The sequence below is a fragment of the Saccharopolyspora phatthalungensis genome (assembly GCF_014203395.1).
In the GTDB taxonomy this organism is placed as follows: domain Bacteria; phylum Actinomycetota; class Actinomycetes; order Mycobacteriales; family Pseudonocardiaceae; genus Saccharopolyspora; species Saccharopolyspora phatthalungensis.
Map to the genome: position 1 here is coordinate 2,334,181 of NZ_JACHIW010000001.1, position 21,114 is coordinate 2,355,294.

Below are 21,114 nucleotides of genomic sequence, written 5' to 3' on the forward strand. Positions count from 1 at the left end.
CCTGGAAGGTCTCCGGACGCCCGGTTGCCGGGGCGGGTGAGCATGCTTCAAGATCTATGAAAATGGCAGGTCATGTGGCTAGGATGGGCGGCGGGCACGCCCCGGAACGCCGGCGCGTGGCGGTGTCGTACGACCTAGGGGACCCCCCGTTTTGGGGGCCGTGAGGGCGTGTCGTAAGCTTTCATCACTGCCAACGGGGCGCTCTGAAAAGGGAAAGCCGGTTGGAGGCAAGGCCGGGTCGGTTTCGAATCGGCCAAGCCCCCATCGTCTAGCGGCCTAGGACGCCGCCCTTTCAAGGCGGTAGCGCGGGTTCGAATCCCGTTGGGGGTACGGACAACTGAAGATGAAGCATGGCCCAGTGGCGCAGTTGGTTAGCGCGCCGCCCTGTCACGGCGGAGGTCGCGGGTTCGAGTCCCGTCTGGGTCGCCAAGGCGAACGGCATTGCGCCGACGCTATCGGCCAGGTAGCTCAGTTGGTACGAGCGTCCGCCTGAAAAGCGGAAGGTCGGCGGTTCGACCCCGCCCCTGGCCACGCTCAAGAGCTGCGAAGAAAGCCCCTGCCGAGCTGGCAGGGGCTTTCTCGGCTTCCGTCCGTCTCCCGGCAGCAGACGCTCAGCCGGTCGCCGATCTCCCGCCGGATGCGGTCGGTCACGTGCATGCACCGCTGCTTCATGGTGGCCGTCGACCAACGGAACCAGCGCTGAACTTCGATGCCGTTCGTTGATGCCGTTCGTTCGGGAATGGCCTGTCAGGTGTCAGGCTGGGCGCCATGCAGCTGAACGGCACTCCTCCCGACATCAGCCAGATCAAGGATCTGGCGCTGATCAACTACGGGCACTTCACCACGATGCTGGTCGAGGAAGGTCGCGTACGGGGCTTATCTCTCCATCTGCAACGGTTGGTCCGCGATTGCCGTCGGCTGTTCGACGTAGATCTCGACGCCGACCGCGTGCGGCACTACATCCGGCAGGCATTGGCAGACGAGGGGCAACCGACGGTTGTCCGGGTGACCATCTATGACCCGGCACTGGACCTGGGCACCATCGGCTCGGATGCCAATCCGCACGTTCTGGTCACCGCACGCTCGGCGGCGCGAGGAGTCCCCTCGCCATTGCGTCTGCGGGCCATCCCGTACCGGCGCGACGATCCCGAGGTGAAGCACATCGGGTTGTTCGGGGCCCTCAAACGGCGCCGTGCGGCCCAGCGCGAGGGATTCGACGATGTTGTCTTCCTGAACCCGGACGGGACGATCTCCGAGCTCGCCACATCGAACATCGGCTTCGTCCGGGACGGAAGAATAATCTGGCCCAAGTCTGAATACCTGGCAGGAATCACGATGGCACTCCTGCACCAGGCGCTTGACGAGCCCGTCAGCACGGAGCCGGTCACGCTCGCGAATCTGGCCGGCATGGAAGCGGTGTTCGCGACCAACGCGGCGACGGGAGTCCGGTCTGTCGTGGCGGTCGACGGCGCAAAGTGGCCCAACGATCACAAGGCATTCGAAGAGCTTCGTGCGATTTATGCCGACATTCCGGCCGAAAGCGTGTAGGTGCGGCCCCTCGCCAACCGGGTTCCCGACGGCCTTCCGTACCGGGGAGCGGCAAGCGGTGGGTCGAAGATCGAGGCCCGAGCGAATCGCGGTCGGCATCACAACCGCCTCCTCGGCCCGCACGGGCACGGCCCAGCCATGCCCGGTTGCTCTTCCGGCTGGCCGTGCTCCGCGCGCTGAGCCGTGCCGAACGCGCACCCGCCACGATCGCCGCGATCTGACCGCAGGCCGCTCGCGGACGGCGTCAATGGCGGACCCGCACGCGGTGTGCCAGGGCAAGGCCACCCGGCGTCGACCTGAGGGCCGGGCTTTCGAAGTAGGGACGCCCCCGCGCTCAACCGGCCTGGGGGTTACCGGGAGTGCGGGGGCGTCAAGGTCCACCCCTGGGGGTCAGGTGGACGGCGTCCATGCTACTTCGTGGTATCCGAGATGTCTCTAGGGGCAGAGATCTTTTTTCTCCCGGACCGCCGCGAACCGCAGGAAGAACTGGGTCAGCGGCCCAATCGCCAGCGCATAGAGCACGGTCCCGACCCCTACGGTGCCGCCGAGCAGCCAGCCCGTGGTGAGTACGCAGACCTCGATCGCGGTGCGCACCACCCGCACGGACCAGCCGGTACGAGCGTGCAGGCCGGTCATCAGCCCGTCCCTCGGGCCCGGTCCCAGTCGCGCGCCGACGTACACCGCGGTCGCGATTCCGTTGAGCACGATGGCGGCGACCATCAGCGCGATTTGCCCCGGCAGGGCGTCGACCGGTGGTGTCAGGGCCAGCGTAGTGTCCACCGCGACCGCGATGACGATCACGTTGGCGACGGTGCCGATGCCCGGCCGCTGCCGTAGCGGGAGCCAAGCGAGCAGGACCGCGGCGCCGGTCAGCGCGGTGATCGCGCCGAAGCTCCAGCCCAACCGTTGGGCCAACCCCTGGTGCAGGACGTCCCAGGGGTCGAGGCCCAGCTGGGCCCGCACCAGGAACCCCATGCTTGCGCCGTAGAGAGCGAGGCCGCCGAGGAGTTGACCGAACCTGGACAGCGGACGGGTCCGGATGGGGAGCGGGGAGAGGTCCACACAAGCAGAAGTTGATGCCATACTGTCTTCCTAGAGACGATTGGAATTCGAATCAAGATCCAATCAGACTATATTGGACTCATGGTGTTCACTCCGTCCGCGCACGTCCGCGGTCGCAAGCTCGTCGAGCTGCTCGGTTGTTGGAGCGGCACGGCGCGCCCGTCCTCCCAGCTGCTGGCCGCAGCGGTGCGTCAGCTGGTACTGGACGGCCGGCTGCCACCGGGTACGCGACTCCCGGCGGAACGCGAGCTCGCCGGCGCTCTCGGGGTCAGCCGGACCCTGGTCGCGCGGACGCTGGACCGGCTTCGCGAGGACGGTTTCGTGGCCAGCCGGCGGGGTGCCGGGTCGTGGGTGAAACTGCCCGACGGGGAGCGCGACAACGAATCCCACGGCGGGTGGTTTCCCACCGCGGACTCCGAGGTGCTGAACCTCGCACAGGCCACGCCCAGCGCGCCGCCGGAACTGGGCGCGGCGGTAGATCGGGCGCGATTGCGGTTCCCCGAACAGCTGTCCGGTCACGGCTACCAACCGCACGGCCTACCGGTGTTGCGCGAGCGGATCGCCGAGCGCTACACGAAGCGCGGGCTGCCGACCGGGCCGGGGCAGATCCTGATCACCAACGGGGCGCAGCATGCCTTCGCCCTCGTGCTGCGGATGCTGGTGTCGCCGGGCGAGCGCGTGCTCGTCGAGCACCCGACTTATCCAAACGCGTTGGAGGCGATCCGCGGGCTCAATGTGACCCCGGTGGCGGTGCCCATGATCGAGGACGGCTGGGACCTGGAGCTGCTCGCCGCGAATCTGCGGCAGACGTCGCCGCGGCTGGCCTACCTGATCCCGGACTTCCACAACCCGACCGGCATCCGGCTGGATGCCGCCGGCCGGGCCCAGCTCGCCCGGGCATTGGCCCGCACCTGCACGTCTGCGGTCATCGATGAAACGCTCGCCGAGATCGACCTCACGAACGACGAACCGCCGCCACCGATGGCCGCGTTCACCGATCGGGCGATCCTCGTCGGGTCGGCCAGCAAGTCCTTCTGGGGCGGCCTCCGGCTCGGCTGGATCCGCGCATCCGAGGACTTCGTGCAACGCATGGTGATCGGACGCGCCGCGGTGGACCTCGGCAGTCCGATCTTGGAACAGCTCGTGCTGGCCGAGTTGCTTCAGGACGCCGACCAGGTGCTGGAGCGGCGGCGGACCGAGTCGATCGAGCGTCGCGAAAGCCTCGTCGCGGCCTTGCGCGAGCACCTGCCGCACTGGCGCTACCGCGTACCGGACGGTGGCCTGGCCCTGTGGTGCGACATTGGCGCGCCGGTCAGCAGCCGGGTCTCGGTGGCCGCCGAGCAGCACGGGGTGCGGTTAGCGCCGGGCGCGCGCTTCTCGGTGTACGGGTCGCTGGAACGCTGGATGCGAGTCCCCTACACGTTGCCGGCCGACCAGCTGGCGGCGGCGATCCGTCGCCTCGCCGCAGCGACGGCGTCGGTGCGTGACGGACCTAGCCCCAACATCCTGACGGCACCGATCGTCTGAACAGCACTTCCGGGCGCGCTCCACGTGGTTGCGCGGGCGGACAGCCGACCGCCCGTCGGCACGGCCCCTCGTCGTGCCGACGGGCGGTTCGACCGCGGGCGCCACCCCGGTGCCGCAGGGGCATTGCGGCACCGGGGCTTGGGGGCCCAGTCCTCGACGTTCCGGCAGGTCACCGACATTGCCGGGGTGTGGGCCAAGGCGCCCCGATTCCGACCCGGCCGGGCGCAGACGGCCGGCTCGGAGCTCTGGGTAGCGGACGTTGTCACCAGGGTTGCCGCTCAAGCGGCTCGGCGCAGCGTCAGTCGGGCGACATCGATGGTTCGAGGTACAAGATGCCGGTCGTCGGCCGCGTTTCAGGGTGGGCGAGGCGGGTGATCGCCGGATCGGACGGGCTCGGGCCGGCCGACAGGATCACCGGCAGGCCCCGCAGCCCGCTGACACAGGCGCTGGCCGCTGACAACGATGTGCCAGGTGCGCAAGGAGCCTGCGGTTGCGGCTCCGGGTCGGTCAGCGGCGCGATGTGGCACGGCGCGGACGCATCCGGGGCGCGCGGCTTGGGGATGATCCGGGCGGTCGTGTCGGGTATCCAGGGCTGCTCCGGCAGTGGCTCGGCCCGGTCGGCGGCCGGCGGCACCGCGAAGGGTTGCTGAGCCGGTGGCGGGGCCAGTGACGGCAGCAGCGGGGCGCTGCCGTTTTCTTCGACGACGGCGGGCTGATCGGTTTCGTTGATCGGCGGCACCGGGTTCTCGATGCTGGGCCGCTCGATGTCGGGCCGCTCTGGTTCCGGCAGCTCTGGTTCGGTTCGCGCGGGTTCCGGCCCCGCGGAAAGGTCCATGATCGGTTGCCGAACCTCGACCAGGGGTCGGTCGATCTCGGGCAACTCGGTGGCGGAGGCGACGGCAACCGCACCGAGTCCCCCGCCGATGCACACGCCGCCGACGAACGCTGCGCGCGCGGCGAGCACGCCTAGCCGCGACCAGGGACTGCGCTGTGCGCAGGTTCCCGTCACGGTTACCACCGCCTGTCGGTCGGGTCCGCGCGCAGGGCGCGGCATCGGCGTCGGATGCGCCGGGATGACCGGCGCCGTAGGGGCATTCAACCACCTGCGGTAGCTGTTTCGGGACACCAACCGCGAAGAGCCCGGCGATCGCCCCCGCATTCTCCACGCAATCGGGCGACTGCGAAAGACACACGATGGCGTCGGACGGGTGAGCCGAGCGGTCGACGACGGCGTGTCCGCTGTGGACGGACCAGGTGTCGGCGCACAGTGTCCGCTGTGGATCAGGAACCTGAAATCCGGTTCAGCGTCGGCGATCTCCAGCAGGCCTGGGCTTCCTATGGGCATGATCTACTGCTGCACGATCCCGGTGGGCGCGGCGAATGCCTGGTGCGTCGCGGCGAGCTCATCGCGTCGGCGAGCGCCCTCGAACCCGTTCTGGACCGATACCGTCGGTGGGTCGACGAAGTGCAGCACGATGAAGAGCTCCTGCTGGCCAGGGTTCGGTTGCGGGGCGCGGAGCGAGACCGGTGTGTGGATCTCGCCCGGGACGCCGGCGTTGGCGTCAACCACGTACATTTCGGAAGCCCAGTCATGTACGGCACGCCGGTGATGTTCGGGACCGGGGCGGACGCGCTGGCCGCGCCGGTGCTTCCGGAACCGCCGGTGTCGCAATGGGAGCCGTCGGTTGTGGTGGGTGTGCTGGACACCGGGTGCGACCCGCATCCCTGGTTCCGCGATCGGCCCTGGTTCGAAGCGGTGCCGGAAGAACTGGACGCGGACGATGACGCCGGTCAGGACCGCCAGGCAGGCCATGGCACCTTCGTCAGCGGCGTGGTGCTGCAAAACGCACCGGGGGCGATGATCCGGCCGCATCGGGTTCTTTCTTCGCTCGGCTTCACCGATGACTACACCGTTGTTGCCGGGCTGCGGGCACTACGCCGCTCGGTCGCGGCACGCGGCGAAACCCTAGGTGTCGTCGTGTTGACTGCCGGGTGTCACACAGCGGACGACGAGTGCCCGCCGATTCTTCGCGACGAACTGCGCGACTGGGTGGACACCGTAGTCGTTGCCGCGGCCGGGAACCACGCGCTGACCAGGCCATTCTGGCCTGCTGCGCTGCCGTCGGTGGTAGCGGTGGCGGCGACCGGGGCCGACGGCGCGATCGCCGAGTTCTCGAACTCCGGGCCTTGGGTCGATGCTGCCGCGCTCGGGGTCGACGTGACGAGCAGCTTCGTGCGGATGGCCCCGGGCGGACGCCGCCGGTTCGGTTATGCGCGTTGGAGCGGAACGTCTTTTGCCGCGCCGCAGGTGGCTGCGGCCGTCGCGAACGCGTTGCAGCAGGGACACGATCCCGATGAGGCACGCGATCTTGCATGCCGGGATTACCCGTTCGAGGGTAATCGGTTCGAAGCGCATCTGTAAGCGCGGGTATCTGGAGTACCCGCACGGCTATTGGCCCGGCGTCTCGATCGATCGGGACGCGACGGGGCAGGTCGTTTCTACACCGCGCCTGGGACGGGGTAGCAACCCTGAACGCCCACCTGCGCCGACTGTCCGGAATCTAGTCGCCGGGGTCGGCCGCCTGACTGCAACTTTCGCACAGGTCTCCGTCGCCGTCGGCTGTCGCGCCGCACATCGCGCACGCGGCCATGTGATCACCTCCTGGAATCAGTCTCCGCAGGTGATCTTGGATTCGCGCCTGCCGACAGGGTGATGTCACGCGGAACTGGCCGTTGCAGCGAACCGATCATCCGACGGCCTGGTCGCGCGAACACCTGCGAGAGCCCAGCTCAACGATTACCCGCTGTCGGTGCAGTTTGCCAGGGATAGACGCGTCCTTCGCGCCGATGCGCCTGTCGTGAACGGTCTCCGGGCGGGCGCTCGTTGTGTCCATTGTGGTCGATGTCTGAGTCGCCTACACGACGCATTTGTCGCGGGCGCGCCTTGCGTCGACTATGCCTACTGGTGCCGCCAGTCCTCGGAGCGGGCGCGGCGGTCGCGAACGAGTTCCAGCTGGCGGGTAAGCCGAATGAGGTAAGTGATCTTACTTGCCGGTGTACCCGTTCGAGCGGTAATCGGCCTGAAGTGAATCTGGAAGCACCTCTCGTTCCTCTTATTACCCGGGAGACCGAAGATCAGGAACGGGAGAGGTGCTTGGTCGTGCATGAGGTCGGGAACGCCGGGGGGACGTCTGCGGTGCTGCTGCGTCGCGCGGCGTCCGGTGATCAGCAGGCGTGGCAGGAACTGGTGGACCGCAATGCGTCGGTGGTCTGGGGCGTGTCGCGGGCGTTCACCTCGAACACTGCGGACGCCGAGGATATCTACCAGGCGACTTGGTTGTTGCTGGCGGAAAACCTGGGACGGCTGCGGGAACCGGAGTCGTTGTCCGGGTGGCTGGTCACCACCGCGCGGCGGGAGTCGATGCGGTTGCGCCGGGCGCGGCAACGGGAATCGCCGATCGGGCTGGACACCGGCGATCTCGGGCCGCCGGATCACGGCGCGGATCCGGAGCACAAGGTGTTGCAGGCGATGACGAATTCGCGGTTGGCACAGTCGTTCGCCCAGTTGCCGCAGCGGTGCCAGCAGTTGCTGCGGGTGCTGGCGGTCGCGCCGGAGACGACTTATTCCCAGGTCAGCCAGGCATTGGGGGTGCCGCGGGGCACCATCGGGCCGAAGAAGAGCCGTTGCTTGGCGGAACTGCGGCGACGCATGCTCGCGGCCGAGATGCCGGAGGAGGTTGCGGGATGAACGAGTGGTGGCCGGCCGAACTTCAGCGGTTGCGTGAACTGTTCCAGTCCTGCGATCCGATTCCGGAGCACGCCGTGGTGGGCGCGTACGGGGCACTGGTGCGGCGATCGCCGCACCAGGACCCGGTTGTCTTGAAGCTCGTCGGCGACTCCGCGGATTCGCCCGCCAGGGTGCGGTCGTCCGGGCGACCGGAGCCGCGGGTGCTGACGTTCGCGATGCCGGGCCGGGTGCTGGAAATCGACTTGATCCCGACCGTGGGCGGCCAGTACCGGGCGTCCGGGATAGTGCTGAACCGCGCTGGGCAGGCCACGCCCACCGGCGAGGTCGTGCTCCGCCACACGGCCGGGGAATGCGTGGGTTGCCTGGACGAACACGGCGCGTTCCGGGTGGCTGATGTGCCGCGCGGTCCGCTCAGCGTGGTGTTCCGGCCCGTTCGGTCGGCGCCCGCCGTCGCGGATTGGCTGGTCTGTTGAGCGCCGGGACGGCGGTGGCACCGCCGGATGCGATCACTGCGGCGTTGTGGTGGCGGGACAACGCCGACGCGGCTCCGGAGACCGCCCTGCGCAAGGCCGAGGAAATGCTGTCGGATACCGGTGACGCCGAATTGCGGGTGCTGGCCAGGCACATCGCGGCGCTTGCGGCGGTGGAGCGAGGCCGGGTCGGGCTGGCGCGGCGGCATGCCCGGCTGGGGCTGGCTGCGGCGAGGCGCACCGGGCAGCCGCAGCGGGCTGCGCAGCTGCTGCTCACGCTCGCGTGGATCGAGCTCGAGCGTGGCGCGACCAGCGCGAGCTGGGCGCACCTGGTGGCGGCGGAGCCGCAATTGCCTGCGGCGGACGTGGCCCGGGCCGCTTGCTTGCGCGGGCTCTTGCACTGCCAGGGCGATCAGCATCGCGAGGCGAGAGCGGAGCTGAGCCGGGCGTTGCGGAGTCTGTCGGCGGACGGCGACCGCCGCTGGATCGCGAACGCCTTGCTGGGGCGTGGTCTGGCGAACCTGTACACCAACAGGTTGGCCGCCGCGGAGGCCGATCTGGCTGCCGCAGAAGAGGGTTTCGCCTCGGATGGCCGGAATGCGCGCGCGGCGGCGTGCCGGCACAACCGCGGTTGCGTCGCGTTCCGAGCCGGTGATCTGCCGCGTGCGCTGCGCTTGTTCGAGGAGGCGGTGGACGCGGGCTTGGATGTCAAATCGAATCCCGAGGCACTGGTCGACCGGGCCGAGGCACTGGCGGCGGCCGGGTTGACCAGCGAGGCTCGCACGACAATGGAGCACGCGGCGAGTCGGCTGAGGTCGTGCGGCCGGACCGGTCGGCTCGCCGAAACCAGGTTGGCGCTGGCCGGTTGCGCATTGCGGGATGGCGACGTGGCCGTGGCCGCAGCCGCCGACGGCGCACGGCAGTTGTTCCGCGTCCAGCGGCGGCCTGCCTGGGCGGCGTTGGCGACGGCCATCACCTGGCAGGCGAAGTTGCGCGGCGGTCAATGTTCCCGCTATTCACTCGGGGCGGCGCGACGAGCCGCTGCCGCATGCGAAGAGTTCGGGTGGATCGGTCCGGCCGCCGAACTCCGGCTGACCGCGGCTCGGTGCGCAGCGCAGGCCGGGATGCGCACGTTGTCCCGCAAGCTCCTCGCGTTGTGCATTCCGCTGCGCGACGAGGTTGCCGCGTCCGCGCAACACCGGGCCCTGAGTTGGTTGGCCGAGGCATTGCTGGCCGACCAGGATGGGGATCTGGACCGACTGTTCGAGGCGTGCCGGGGCGGTTTGCGGGCCGTGGACAGCCAAGCGGCCGACATGGCGGCGTTCGAATTGCGCGTGCACACTTTCGGCTTGGCGGGCGAACTGGGCGACACCGCGGTCGGCGCCGCACTGCGCGCCGGTGATCCACGACTGGTGCTGCGCTGGACCGAGCGGTCGAGGTGCAGCGCGTTGCACCGCCGGGCCTTGCGGCCACCGACGGATCCGGGGCTGAATTCGGCGTTGGTGCGGCTTCGCGCCGCGGTGGTGCAGGCTCGGTGCAGTCATGATCCGAAGCAGGCGCTGGCCACCATCGCGGCGTTGGAGGAGCAGGTGCGCCATCGCGCGATGCTGGTGGACGGCCGCACCAGCGGTCTCCAAGTGCCGACCGGCATCGACGACGTCATCGCCGAACTCGGTGATTCCGTGCTGCTCAGCCTCTTCGCCCACGGCGGTCGGCTGTTCGCGGTATCCATTGTGGACGGAGATGTTCGGCTGCATGTGCTCGGACCGGAGGCGAACGCGGAAACCCACGCGGCCCGGCTCCGCCATCTGCTGGCTCGGCAGGCGGTGGGCACGGCGCCACGCGCGGCGCCCACATTCGAGATGGCCGCGCGTCGCGCGGCCGATGAATTGCAGGCGCAGTTGTTGGCTCCGGTCTTGCCCGTGCTCGAACGCGGTCGATCGCTCATCGTGATCCCGACCGGGCGCCTGCACGTGCTGCCGTGGGCGGCGTTGCCCGCCTGCCGGGGCCGCAGCGTGACCGTGAGCCCGTCGCTGCGGTGCTGGTTGCGGGGCGCGTCCGACGCCCGGGCCGCGGACAGGACCGGTGCCCACGTGTGGGTCGCCGGCCCCGGCCTGGAACACGCGGAGCGGGAGGTCCAGGGGTTGCATGCGATCGAAGGCGGGCGACTGCTGATCGGTGCGGACGCCACGTCGGAACGTGTGATGTCCACTGTGGATGGCGCGGCGACGGTGCACATCGCCGCGCACGGTCGCTTCCGGGATGACCAACCCCTGCTGTCCTGCGTAGACCTCGTCGACGGCCCGCTGTATGCCTACGACCTGGACAGGCTGCACCGCGGCCCCACCACGGTCGTGCTGTCGGCCTGCGACGTGGGCAGATCGGCGGTCAGCCGAGGCGATCAGCTCAGCGGCCTGGCGACCACCCTGCTCGGTCGCGGCACCGCAACGGTGGTGGCCAGCGTGGTACCGGTCCCGGACGAGCGCACGGCCGGGGTGATGGTGTCGCTGCACCGGGCGCTCCGCGAGGGCCGCCCACCGGCCGCCGCGCTGGCCGAGGCCCAAACCGAACACGGCGAATCCGGATTCGTCTGCCTGGGATACGGAGGTGATCGATGACCGCAGCCGCATTCGACTTGCGGCCAGACACACCGTGCCCGGCGTGCGATCAGCGCAGCTTGTGCAGGCGGCGGATCGCTTCGTCGAGGACTTCGTCCCGCTTGCAGAAGGCGAAGCGCACCAGGTGCTTGGTGTCTTCCGGGTTGTCGCAGAAGACCTGCACCGGGATCGCGGCGAGCCCGATGCGTTCCGGCAGCGAGCGGCACAGTTCGGCACCGTCCTCGAAGCCGAGCGGCCGGACGTCGGTGCAGATGAAGTAGGTGCCCTCGCTGGCGAGCACGTCGAAGCCCGCCGCGGCCAAGCCCTCGGCCAGTCGGTCGCGCTTGCGTTGCAGGTCCTTGCGCAACCGTTCGACCCAATCGAGCTCGTTGCGCAGAGCGTGCGCGACGGCGGGCTGGAACGGCGCGCCGCCGACGAAGGTCATGAACTGCTTGGCCGCGCGCACGGCGGCGACGAGTTCGGCCGGACCGCAGACCCAGCCGATCTTCCAGCCGGTGGCGCTGAAGCTCTTGCCGACGCTGGAGATCGACAGGGTCCGCTCGGCCATGCCCGGCAGGGTGGCCAGCGGGTGGTGCTCGCGACCGTCGAAGATCAGGTGCTCGTAGACCTCGTCGGTGATGGCGATCACGTCGTTGTCGCGGCAGACCTCGGCGATCACGGCGAGCTCGGCATCGGTGAACACGGTGCCGGTCGGGTTGTGCGGCGAGTTCAGCACCAGGGCGCGGGTCTGCGAGCCCACCGTGGCGCGCAGCGCATCCAGATCGAGCTCGAAGCGGTGGTCGGGGCCCTGCCGCAGCGGGACGGTCCGGCGCACCCCGCCGGCCATCGCGACGGCGACCGGGTAGGAGTCGTAATACGGCTCGACGAGCACAACCTCGTCGCCCGGCTCGACCAGGGCGAGCATCGCGGCGGTCAGCGCCTCCGTGGCGCCGACGGTGACCAGCACCTCGTCCTCCGGGCGGTACTCGACGCCGTACCGCGCCAGGCGGTGCCCGGAAATCGCCGCCCGTAGGTCCGGCTCACCGGCCCCCGGCGGGTACTGGTTCACACCGTTGGCGATTGCGTCTTGCGCCACGCGGAGCATGCCCTCGGGGCCGTCGGTGTCCGGGAAACCCTGCCCCAGGTTGACCGCGCCGGTCCGCCTGGCGAGCTCGGTGATCTCGGCGAAGATCGTGGATGTGAACGGCCGCAACCGGCTGGTGAGGGCAGGAGTACGCACGTCTCCGCAGCGTAGTCGAAACCGAGGAGAAGTTCGGTGATCGGTTCGGGTGGCCGGGCGACGCTTCACCCGACGCGAGGTGCCGCGAACCCACCAGCGGGTGTCCGATTCGGCTCCGCGCGGGTGGTCGGCGAACGCTGCCACAATCGAGATGTGCAGCCGACAGCGGTTTCCGACAGCGACAAGCGCCGTGGCCTGCGGCGGATGAAGGCCGTGGCCGGTGGGTTCTTGTTGATCGCCACCCTGATCTACGTGGTGGCCCAATGGCAGGAGAACGCCGGCGCCGGGGCTTGGGTGGGGTACGTGAAGGCTGCGGCCGAGGCCGGCATGGTCGGCGCGCTGGCGGACTGGTTCGCGGTCACCGCGCTGTTCCGGCGCCCATTGGGCCTGCCGATCCCGCATACCGCGATCATCCCGACCCGCAAGGACATGATCGGCCGCAGCCTCGGCGACTTCGTCGGCTCGAACTTCCTGTCCGAGCAGGTGGTGCGGGACAAGTTGCGCCGCGCGGAGGTCAGCCGCCGACTCGGCGGCTGGCTCGACGATGCCGACCACGCCGAGCGGGTCACCTCGGAATTGGCCACCGCGGTGCGCGGGGCCGTGCGGGTGCTGCGGGACGAGGACGTCCAGGCCGTACTTGAGCAGGCCGTCGTGCGCAAGGTGCTTTCCCAGCCGTGGGGGCCGCCGCTGGGCCGGATCCTCGGCCAGGTCTTCGCCGACGGCTCGCATCACAAGCTCGTCGACCTGATCTGCGACCGGGCCTACGACTGGGTGCGGGACAACCACGAAACCGTACTGCGGGTCGTCAGCCAGCGGGCCCCGTCGTGGTCGCCGAAGTTCTTCGACGCCATCGTGGCCGACAAGGTCTATGCCGAAGTGCTGTCGTTCGCCTGGGCGGTCAAGACCGACCCGGAGCACTCGATGCGCCAGGCAGTGGACCGCTTCCTGGTGGAGTTCGCGGACGATCTGCAGCACGACCCGAAGACGATGGCCAAGGCCGAGCAGATCCAGCAGCAGGTGCTGGAGCACCCGGAGGTGCAGAACCTGGTCTCCTCGGCGTGGAGCACGGCGAAAAAGATGCTGCTGGACGCCGCCGAAGACCCGTCCAGCGAACTTCGGCTGCGGGTGCGCGATGGCCTGCGCTCGCTAGGCCGTCGGCTGGTCGAGGAGCGGGAGCTGCAGTACAAGGTCGACGGTTGGCTGGAAGGCGCCGTGGTGTACGTGGTGTCCAACTACCGCGACGAGTTGACGACGCTGATCACGGACACCGTGGAGCGCTGGGACGCTCAGGAGACCTCCCGCAAGATCGAGCTCCAGGTCGGCCGGGACCTGCAGTTCATCCGCATCAACGGCACGGTCGTCGGTGCCCTGGCCGGGCTGCTGATTTACACCCTGTCCCAGGTGCTGCTCTGAAACCGCAAGCCCGCAACTCCGGCAGCAAAGATCAATCGCACCGTTCGTGGAGGTCAACGGTCCGTTCGCGGCTCACGCGGTGGTGTGCCGCTCCCGCCAGGAGCGTGCCTTTTCGCGATTCCCGCAGACCCGCATTGAGCACCAGGTCCGGGAGCGGTTGCGGGATCGGTCGTAGAACGCCCACAGGCAGCCCTCGGCCGGGCAGATCTTGATCCGATCCCAATGCCCGGTGTGCACCAGGCGGGCCGCCGCGACCAGCACATTGCCGAGCGCGTCGATGCCGGTCAGGGTCGGAACGCCGTTGTGCAACCGGACGTGCACCGGCCAGGCCGTTTCGAAAACGGCCCTGGGCCGGACGCCGTACGACACCGCATAGCGCATGGTGTCCCGGATCTCGCGCGCCGCATCGACGCCGGGGGCTTTGCCGAGGTCCTGGTCGATGCACCACTGCTGCCACTGCCCGGGATCGTCCAGGACCTCGGTGCCCTTCTCGGCGTCGCAGGTGTTCAGGAAGGCCAGGACCAACTCGATGTCGCGGTCGAAGGGTTCGAGCCCCTCCGGCGAGGACGGGGGGTCCACCTCCGGAACGACAGCTCTGCTGTTCACGAACACCATCGTAAGCCAATAGGGGGTTGCGCCGAGGCAGGATAACCAGCAAAATATAGACACTGGTTAATAACCACCGAGTTGGAATTATCGGTTTAAGAGTTGGACTAGCTCGCCAAGTAGTGGGCCTCGGCCACGGAGGCCCCGCGGCCCGGTGCGGCAGTGGATCCGGGCCCGGCTCCGCGCGGTTGCCTCAACTGATCACCAGGAGGAACGACGATGACGACCCTGCGATTGGCGGCTTTCGCGATCGACTGCCCAAACCCGCGGGCCCTGGCCGAGTTCTACGGGCGGTTGTTGGGCTGGGAGGTGGACGAGGCCGAATCCGAGGAGGGCTGGGTGGAGCTCGCGGATCCATCCGGTGGTGCACCGCTGGCCTTCCAGCGCGATCCGGACTATCGACCGCCGACCTGGCCGAGCCGGGACGTGCCGCAGATGATGCACCTGGACGTCCGGGTGCAGACCCTCGACGAGGGGCACGAGAGGGCGATCGCGGCGGGCGCGACGCCGCTGCCGCAACCATCCGACCAGCTGGACGCGCGGTTCCGTGTCTACGCCGACCCGGATGGCCATCCGTTCTGCATGTGCGCCTGTCAGGGTTGAGCACGCAAAACCGCAGCGGTGCCGGCTGAGTGGTAGAAGAGGCGAGGGTGCTTGCTGGCGCCGAAGTGTGGTTCATGACTTCTATGGTGTGAACTCGGCTGATCCTGCAAGCAGGGCGCTTGCAGGAGCTAGCACGCATGGCTATCGTGGCCAGTGACCGGAGAGGTGCTAGCCCGATGGAACGTGTGGACAAAGCCGTCAACAAGGCCGTGAACCAGGCGGTCAGCGACCTCGGCAGCTACATCCGGACGCAACGCAACAACGCCCAGATCTCGTTGCGGCAGCTGGCGAAGCTCGCCGGCGTGTCGAACCCGTACCTGAGTCAGGTCGAACGCGGGTTGCGCAAGCCGAGCGCGGAGATCTTGCAGCAGATCGCCAAAGGGCTGCGGATCTCCGCCGAAGCGCTCTACGTGCAGGCCGGGATCATGGAGCGCCGCGAGAGCGGGCCGGTGGTGGACGCGATCCTCGCCGACCCGGAGCTCAGTGAACGGCAAAAACAAGTGCTTCTGGACATCTACGCCTCGTTCCGGCGGGAGCACGACACCGCGGTGGACGGGGACACCCAGCAACCAGAGGAGTGACTGCCATGCCGGCTTTCCCGAAGACCGAAGACGTGACCAAGGTGCGCGAACAGGCCGCGCACGCCCTGGGCGAGGCCGCCGAGCAGGCCCGCACCCCGCTGCTCGCCGCGCTCGGGGCCGGCGACGTCGCGGCGCAGGCCCTGTTGGACACGGTCAACAAGGTCCGCACCCAGCTCAACGAGCGCGCCGAGGCCGCGCGCAAGGACCTGCCCAGTGACTGGGAAGAACTGCGCGAGAAGTTCGACCCGGCCGAGCTGCGCAAGCGCGTCGACGCCTACGGCAAGTCCGCGAAGCAGCTCTACGACTACTTGGCCGAGCGCGGCGAGGAAACGCTGCACCGGCTGCAGGACCAGCCGCAGGTCAAGAAGGTCTGGGACCAGGTGGGCACCGCGCAGGGCAAGGTCGAGGAGACCGTCGACGAGGTCCGCGACCTGGCCGACGACGTGCTCGGCAAGGTCAGCCGCCCGTTCGGCAAGGAAGAGCCCGCCAAGACCGGGGAGCCCGCCAAGACCGGGGAGTCCGCCAAGACCGGGGAGTCCGCCAAGGCCGGGGAGTCCACCAAGGCCGGGGAGTCGGCCGCCAAGCCGGCCGCGGCGACGAACAGCACGAGCGCCAAGACCGCGCCGCGCAAGACCACGACCAAGTCGACCTCCCCGCATAAGCCCACGACCAGCAAGTCCAGCGAAAACTGAAGGTCGCACCGGGTGCCCCTGTCCGTGGCGACCACGTAGGGTGGGTGGCGTGGAGCTGGCGTATTGGATCCTGACGATTCTTTGGATTGCGGGCATCCCGGTCGGGGTCTTCGCGTTCGTGCATGCGGCATTGCAGCGCGCCGACGCCTTCACCGCCGTGGACAAGCTGAACAAGCTCGCCTGGATGGGCATCACTGGCGCTGCCGCGCTGCTGCTCATCGTGAGCTTCCAAGGCCCTTACACGATCATCTGGATCGCCGGGTTGGTCGCATCGCTGGTCTACATCATCGACGTCCGGCCCAAGGTGAAGGAAGTCCAGGGGCGGTCCTGGTAGTGGGGGCCCGCTGGGCGGCATACGGTCACGGGACCCCGGTGACGCTGGTCGTGCACGGGTTGGGCGCCACCGAGGGTGAGGCCCGGATTCCCGCCTCCGGGTTACCGGGGACCCGAGTCGTGGTCACGCTGCCGGGTCACGGCAGCGCCGCCGATCCTCCGCGCGGCTATTGGAACTATGCCTCGGTCGCGGCGGATGTCCTCGCTGTGGCCGACGAGGTCCAGGCGACTCGCGCCGTCGGCGTCTCGCTCGGCGCGGGCGCCTTGACCCGCATCGCCGCCGACCATCCGGACCGGTTCGAGCGGCTCGCGCTGCTGCTGCCCGCCGCGCTCGACCGGTCCCGCGATGTGGCCGCGACTCGGGCGTTCGAGCGACTTGCCGCGGCGGCCGCGGCCGGCGGTCCGGCCTTGCGGGAGATCCTGGCCGCAGAGGTGCCCGAAGGCGTCGAGGTCGGCGACTACGTCGACCGCCGTGCCGAGGCGCTGCTGCGGCTTGAAGACGCGCTCCGCGAACTGCCGGAGCACACGCCGATTCCGGACGCCGCAGCGCTGGCCGCCGTCCGGTCAGAGGTGCTGGTCGTCGGCGCCACCGACGACCCGCTGCACCCAGCGGAGGTCGCCAAGGCGGTGGCCGCGGCTTTCGCCTGCGCTCGACTGGAGATCCTGCCCTCCCGCGCACCGATGCTCACCCACCGCCGGGAGTTGCGTCGCCTGCTGGTCGACTTCCTGCGCTGAACCTGCGCGCGGTGGGTTCGGCGCGGTTCGTATTGTCGGGGCATGGGTGTTGATTGGTCCGTGGCGGCCGGAACTCTGGACGTCACCTCGGCGCTGGAGCGCCTCGAACTTCTCGCCGAGCCGGTCGCGGCGGCGGTCCGCGAGCTCGACGACGAGCGGATCGGGGTCACCGAAATCGACCCGGAACTGGCGGATACCGCCACCTTCTGCGAACAGTACGGTTCGCCGCTGGAGCTGTCGGCGAACTGCGTGGTGGTCGCGGGCAAGCGGGCCGGCGAGGTGCGCTACGCCGCGTGCGTGGTGCTGGCCACCACCCGCGCCGACGTCAACGGCGTGGTCAAGCGGCGGCTGGACGTGCGCAAGGCGTCGTTCGCGCCGATGGACGACGCGGTGCGGCTCAGCGGCATGGAGTACGGCGGCATCACGCCGTTCGGTCTGCCCGCCGACTGGCCGATCCTGGTCGACTCCGAGGTGGACAAGGCCCCGGCGGTGGTCGTGGGCAGCGGACTGCGCCGCAGCAAGATCATCACACCGGGTGAGATCCTGGCCCAGCTGCCGGGTGCGGAGGTCCTCGACGGCCTCGGCCGCTGAATCGCGAGTGCGCGACCGGCTCCAACTCGGCTGCGCACGGGTTCACATCCTGGCGCCGAAACGAGCCTCCTCGATGGCGCGGGCGCCTTTTCGCGGAGGCAGTCCGCACCCCGCGATCGGTTCAGAAGACGACGGTTCGGCGGCCGTGGACCAGGACGCGGTCTTCGAGGTGCGCGCGCAGACCCCGGGCCAGCACCAGCTTTTCGGCGTCCCGGCCCTTGCGGACCATGTCGGCGACGTCGTCGGTGTGGTCCACGCGGATCACGTCCTGCTCGACGATCGGCCCGGCATCGAGCTCCGCGGTCACGTAGTGGCAGGTCGCGCCGATGAGCTTCACGCCTCGCTCGTACGCCTGGTGGTACGGGCGGGCCCCGGCGAACGACGGCAGGAAGCTGTGGTGGATGTTAAGCGCCCGGCCTGCCCATGCCTCGCACAGTTCGGGCGGCAGCACCTGCATGAAGCGGGCGAGCACGATCGCGTTCGGATCGTGCTCGTCGACCAGCTTGCGGACCTGCTGGAACGCCTCGGCCTTCGCCCCCGGATCCTTGGCGAACGGCACGTGGTGGAACGGGATGCCGTGCGCCTCGGTGATCGGGCCCAGGTCCGGATGGTTGCCGATCACCGCGCTCAGGTCGACGTCGAGTTCTCCAGACCCGATGCGACCGAGCAGGTCGTGCAGGCAGTGGCCTTCCTTCGACACCAGGATCACGATGCGGCGCCGCTCACCGGTGTCCGACACCCGCCACTCGGTGCGGCTGCCGAGCTCGTCGGCGACGGCGGTGAACCGGCGCCGCAGCTCGTCGAGGCCGAACGGCAGCGAGTCGGCAAGGACCTCTTGCCGGGTGAAGAACCAACCGGTGTTGGCGTCGGTGTGGTAGCCAGCCTCGACGATCCAGCCGCCGTGCTCGCTGAGGAAGGTCGCGATTCGCGCGACGATCCCGGTGCGGTCCGGGCATCCCAGGCTGATGACGAAGCGGCGTTCGGAAGGGCTCACGGCCGGTCATTATCGCAGGTAGCAAGGGGCTGCATCGACAACCGGCCGCCCCACGGCGTGCCGCGCCGGGCACGGGTCCGCCCCTGGTCAGCGTCCGGAGGCTAGGGCCACGAGTGCGGCATCACCGGTGATCAGGGCGGTGCTCGGGCGACCCCAGACCCGCCGGTACACCGCGTCCGCGGTGCCGGCCACCGTCGCGTCGACCTCCAGCGCTGCATCACTCGGCGATCCGGCCAGCGGCGGCAGGCCCGGCCGGTATTCGACCAACCACGCGCGGCCCGCGTCCGGTGTGTGATACAGCACCTTGCCCGCGCTCTGCCGCTCCGCCCAGCCGCTGGCCGCTGGCAGCAGCACCGTCAGCATTTCGTCGATGCCGTCGGCGGCCAGCGCCGGGTCGAAGATCAGCTCGTGCACGTGGTCCGGGCCGAGTCCGGCGAGCGCGTGCTCGGCGTCGAGCCGGTGGATCGCCGTCTCGTGGGCCATCCGCCGAGCCCAGCTCCGCGCCGTGCCGCCGGGGACGAATGACCAAACCGGACGCTCGGGATCGGAAGTGGACAGTGCCTCCAGCACCTTTGCCAGCTGGTCGTCCCACCAGGTCAGCGCATCATCGAAATCAGCTGGGGGACGGGGAGGTTGCGGCCGCTCGCTACCCGGCTCCAGGGCCAGCGCGCGGTTTACCGCCGCGTAGACCCGGGCGAGGTGCTGGACCAACTTGCGGACATCCCAACCGGGACATGTCGACACCTCGGCGTTGGGGCCGGCCTGGATGACGGCGGTCCGGAACGCCGCCGCCTGGTCTTGGAACGCGCGTTGGTGAAAATCGCTACCCATGCCCCAACGGTAGGAGCTCTAGTCAAGATCAGATCGGCGAATTTTCAGGGCGCGACGGCGGACCAGGCGACGGTGAGCTCCCCCAGCCGCCACCGCCGTCGCCGGTCGAGCACCGGCCAGCCGAGTTCGCCGAACAGTTGCGCGGCGTGCGCCCACCGGGCGCGCGGCCCGAAGGGCGCCATCGGTGCGGCCTTGGCCCAGCACGCGTCGAGCTCGGCCAGCATCGAGTACACCTTCTCGTCCGGCACGTTGCGGTGGATCAAGGTCTTGGGCAGCCGCTCGGCGAGATCCGAAGGCCGCTCGATATCGGCGGGCAAGCAAGCCAGCGTCAAGGTCAGCGGCCCGCCGCGATCCAATGTCACCCAACAGCAGCGCCGCCCGATCTCGTCGCAGGTGCCCTCCACCAGCAACCCGTCCGGGGCCAGCCGGGAACACAGTTCCTCCCACGCCTTCCACGCCTCCGGCTCGGTGTACTGGCGCAGCACGTTCAGCGCTCGCACCAGCGCAGGACCCGGAAAGTCGCGTACCCCGGCGGCCAGCCCGGCCAGCTCGAAACCCCCGCGGCGGAACTCCAGCACGGGTGGATCGGCGACGAGTTTGCCGGCCAGCACCCGGTCCGGGTCGATCTCCAGCCCGACCACCCGTGCGTCGGGACGCAGCGGGCGCAGCCGGGCCGCGAGTTCCACGGTGGTCACCGGGGTGGCGCCGTAGCCGAGGTCGATGACGACCGGTTCGGCGGCGTTCCGCAGCGCGCGGGCGACCCACGGCGTGCCGGCGATCCAGCGGTCGATGCGCCGCAGCCGGTTCGGGTTGGTGGTGCCCCTAGTGGGCATGCCCAGGGCGCGAGCCCGACCGGCCGCGAGCCGGGGTGCCCGCTTCTTGGGGGCCGAGTTCATTCCCGGCGGGCCAGCCAGTCGGTGGTGAAGCGCTCCTCGTCGGCCAGCAATTTCTGCACCTGGTCGACGATCAGATCCTCCAGCTTGCCGCCCAGAAACGGCACGTTCACCCGCACGCTGCCGGACACCACGAACTCGCTGACCGCCGAACCCGAGGGTTCGGCCAGGTCGCGCAGCCACATCGAGCCGGTGATCGAGCACGGTGCCCCGGCGATCTCGGCGGCGATCTCGCCGGTGTAGTGGCAGTCTTCCTCCTCCTGCCGCCACGACTCGCTGCGGTCGATCGTCAGGTCCCCGCCGACCACGGTGCGCGCCATCGACGGCAGCGAGTCGGCCTGCACCCCGTGGCGCATCTGGAAGCGGGCACCGTCATCGGTGGCGACGTGCTGCAGCAGCGCCGCGTGCGAGCCCCCGATCTCCGCCAGTCGGTCGGTGAGGTAATCGATGTCGATCAGCGCCTCGTACACCCGGGCGGCGGGCCACTCGGAGGTGCTTCGGTGCTCGATGCGGCGTGCCATGCTGCGGAGGTTACCTTTGGCAACCGTGAACCCATCCATGTCCGGTGCCGAAGAAGTGCGCGACAACACTCCGTGGTCAGACGCGCACGCAGCTGGGTTGTCCGACGTGCCCGCAGCCGAAATCTCCGG

General features: G+C 69.3%; 21 protein-coding genes and 3 tRNA genes. 16 read left to right on the top strand and 8 right to left on the bottom strand.

Translation table 11 applies throughout. The annotated features are described in order from the left end of the window. The first annotated feature begins 257 nt into the window (after positions 1-257). The 4 genes from BJ970_RS10470 (at position 258) to BJ970_RS10485 (ending at position 1,548) form a co-directional block, all read left to right on the top strand. Positions 258-330: transfer RNA gene (locus tag BJ970_RS10470), tRNA-Glu, on the top strand. A gap of 22 nt (positions 331-352) precedes the next feature. Further along, positions 353-429 (top strand) — tRNA-Asp (locus BJ970_RS10475). A gap of 28 nt (positions 430-457) precedes the next feature. Next, positions 458-531 (top strand) — tRNA-Phe (locus tag BJ970_RS10480). 237 nt (positions 532-768) lie between these two features. Next, positions 769-1,548, top strand: coding sequence for an aminotransferase class IV family protein (locus BJ970_RS10485; RefSeq protein ID WP_184726081.1), 780 nt, complete (start codon positions 769-771; stop codon positions 1,546-1,548). 435 nt (positions 1,549-1,983) lie between these two features. Here BJ970_RS10485 and yczE read toward each other — a convergent pair whose 3' ends face one another. Beyond that, positions 1,984-2,631: a membrane protein YczE gene (gene yczE / locus BJ970_RS10490; protein WP_184726082.1), complete on the bottom strand. Its 648-nt coding sequence runs from the start codon at positions 2,629-2,631 to the stop codon at positions 1,984-1,986. A gap of 60 nt (positions 2,632-2,691) precedes the next feature. Between yczE and yczR the strand changes: the two genes are divergently transcribed. Then, entirely contained in the window at positions 2,692-4,137 is a 1,446-nt protein-coding gene (gene yczR, locus BJ970_RS10495) for a MocR-like transcription factor YczR (protein WP_184726083.1), read from the top strand. A 298-nt stretch (positions 4,138-4,435) separates the two neighbouring features. On the opposite strand, the gene BJ970_RS10500 is transcribed toward yczR, so the two are convergent. Further along, entirely contained in the window at positions 4,436-5,146 is a 711-nt protein-coding gene (locus tag BJ970_RS10500) for a hypothetical protein (protein WP_184726084.1), read from the bottom strand. A gap of 267 nt (positions 5,147-5,413) precedes the next feature. On the opposite strand from BJ970_RS10500, the gene BJ970_RS10505 reads away from it, so the two are divergent. From BJ970_RS10505 to BJ970_RS10520, 4 genes are all read left to right on the top strand, one after another. Next, entirely contained in the window at positions 5,414-6,559 is a 1,146-nt protein-coding gene (locus BJ970_RS10505) for a S8 family peptidase (RefSeq protein ID WP_312864198.1), read from the top strand. Positions 6,560-7,297: 738 nt separating this feature from the next. After that, the gene (locus BJ970_RS10510) at positions 7,298-7,885 is read left to right on the top strand and encodes an RNA polymerase sigma factor (protein WP_184726085.1); all 588 of its coding nucleotides are present in this window, start codon (positions 7,298-7,300) and stop codon (positions 7,883-7,885) included. Beyond that, on the top strand, positions 7,882-8,358 hold the full coding sequence (locus BJ970_RS10515) for a hypothetical protein (protein ID WP_184726086.1): 477 nt from the start codon (positions 7,882-7,884) through the stop codon (positions 8,356-8,358). Before BJ970_RS10510 ends, BJ970_RS10515 begins: the two co-directional genes overlap by 4 nt. Continuing rightward, complete coding sequence (locus BJ970_RS10520) at positions 8,355-10,973, top strand: CHAT domain-containing protein (RefSeq protein ID WP_221467104.1); 2,619 nt, start codon at positions 8,355-8,357, stop codon at positions 10,971-10,973. Before BJ970_RS10515 ends, BJ970_RS10520 begins: the two co-directional genes overlap by 4 nt. 49 nt (positions 10,974-11,022) lie before the next feature. Here the strand turns inward: BJ970_RS10520 and BJ970_RS10525 are convergent, their stop codons facing one another. Next, complete coding sequence (locus BJ970_RS10525; protein ID WP_184726087.1) at positions 11,023-12,192, bottom strand: pyridoxal phosphate-dependent aminotransferase; 1,170 nt, start codon at positions 12,190-12,192, stop codon at positions 11,023-11,025. A 204-nt stretch (positions 12,193-12,396) separates the two neighbouring features. On the opposite strand from BJ970_RS10525, the gene BJ970_RS10530 reads away from it, so the two are divergent. Beyond that, the gene (locus BJ970_RS10530; protein WP_184729020.1) at positions 12,397-13,605 is read left to right on the top strand and encodes a DUF445 domain-containing protein; all 1,209 of its coding nucleotides are present in this window, start codon (positions 12,397-12,399) and stop codon (positions 13,603-13,605) included. Positions 13,606-13,677: 72 nt separating this feature from the next. Here the strand turns inward: BJ970_RS10530 and BJ970_RS10535 are convergent, their stop codons facing one another. After that, entirely contained in the window at positions 13,678-14,220 is a 543-nt protein-coding gene (locus BJ970_RS10535) for a CGNR zinc finger domain-containing protein (RefSeq protein ID WP_184726088.1), read from the bottom strand. A gap of 210 nt (positions 14,221-14,430) precedes the next feature. On the opposite strand from BJ970_RS10535, the gene BJ970_RS10540 reads away from it, so the two are divergent. The 6 genes from BJ970_RS10540 to BJ970_RS10565 all read left to right on the top strand — a co-directional run bounded on the left by BJ970_RS10540 (position 14,431) and on the right by BJ970_RS10565 (position 17,746). Continuing rightward, a complete protein-coding gene (locus BJ970_RS10540; protein WP_184726089.1) occupies positions 14,431-14,814 on the top strand; it encodes a VOC family protein in 384 nt (127 codons plus the stop codon). A 176-nt stretch (positions 14,815-14,990) separates the two neighbouring features. Continuing rightward, positions 14,991-15,395: a helix-turn-helix domain-containing protein gene (locus BJ970_RS10545; protein WP_184726090.1), complete on the top strand. Its 405-nt coding sequence runs from the start codon at positions 14,991-14,993 to the stop codon at positions 15,393-15,395. A 5-nt stretch (positions 15,396-15,400) separates the two neighbouring features. Beyond that, the gene (locus BJ970_RS10550) at positions 15,401-16,087 is read left to right on the top strand and encodes a hypothetical protein (RefSeq protein ID WP_184726091.1); all 687 of its coding nucleotides are present in this window, start codon (positions 15,401-15,403) and stop codon (positions 16,085-16,087) included. 49 nt (positions 16,088-16,136) lie between these two features. After that, positions 16,137-16,421 carry a DUF2516 family protein gene (locus tag BJ970_RS10555; RefSeq protein ID WP_184726092.1) on the top strand — a complete coding sequence of 95 codons (285 nt, stop codon included), beginning with the start codon at positions 16,137-16,139 and terminating at the stop codon, positions 16,419-16,421. A gap of 38 nt (positions 16,422-16,459) precedes the next feature. After that, the gene (locus tag BJ970_RS10560) at positions 16,460-17,155 is read left to right on the top strand and encodes an alpha/beta fold hydrolase (RefSeq protein ID WP_312864199.1); all 696 of its coding nucleotides are present in this window, start codon (positions 16,460-16,462) and stop codon (positions 17,153-17,155) included. A 42-nt stretch (positions 17,156-17,197) separates the two neighbouring features. Further along, on the top strand, positions 17,198-17,746 hold the full coding sequence (locus BJ970_RS10565) for a YbaK/EbsC family protein (protein ID WP_184726094.1): 549 nt from the start codon (positions 17,198-17,200) through the stop codon (positions 17,744-17,746). Positions 17,747-17,867: 121 nt separating this feature from the next. Here the strand turns inward: BJ970_RS10565 and purU are convergent, their stop codons facing one another. From purU to BJ970_RS10585, 4 genes are all read right to left on the bottom strand, one after another. Continuing rightward, the gene (gene purU, locus BJ970_RS10570; protein WP_184726095.1) at positions 17,868-18,740 is read right to left on the bottom strand and encodes a formyltetrahydrofolate deformylase; all 873 of its coding nucleotides are present in this window, start codon (positions 18,738-18,740) and stop codon (positions 17,868-17,870) included. 87 nt (positions 18,741-18,827) lie between these two features. Further along, on the bottom strand, positions 18,828-19,571 hold the full coding sequence (locus BJ970_RS10575; protein ID WP_184726096.1) for a maleylpyruvate isomerase family mycothiol-dependent enzyme: 744 nt from the start codon (positions 19,569-19,571) through the stop codon (positions 18,828-18,830). Positions 19,572-19,615: 44 nt separating this feature from the next. Then, on the bottom strand, positions 19,616-20,467 hold the full coding sequence (locus BJ970_RS10580; RefSeq protein WP_184726097.1) for an O-methyltransferase: 852 nt from the start codon (positions 20,465-20,467) through the stop codon (positions 19,616-19,618). Next, positions 20,464-20,985: a DUF2505 domain-containing protein gene (locus tag BJ970_RS10585; protein ID WP_184726098.1), complete on the bottom strand. Its 522-nt coding sequence runs from the start codon at positions 20,983-20,985 to the stop codon at positions 20,464-20,466. The genes BJ970_RS10580 and BJ970_RS10585 overlap by 4 nt, the downstream gene beginning before the upstream one ends. Between the last annotated feature and the right edge of the window lie 129 nt (positions 20,986-21,114).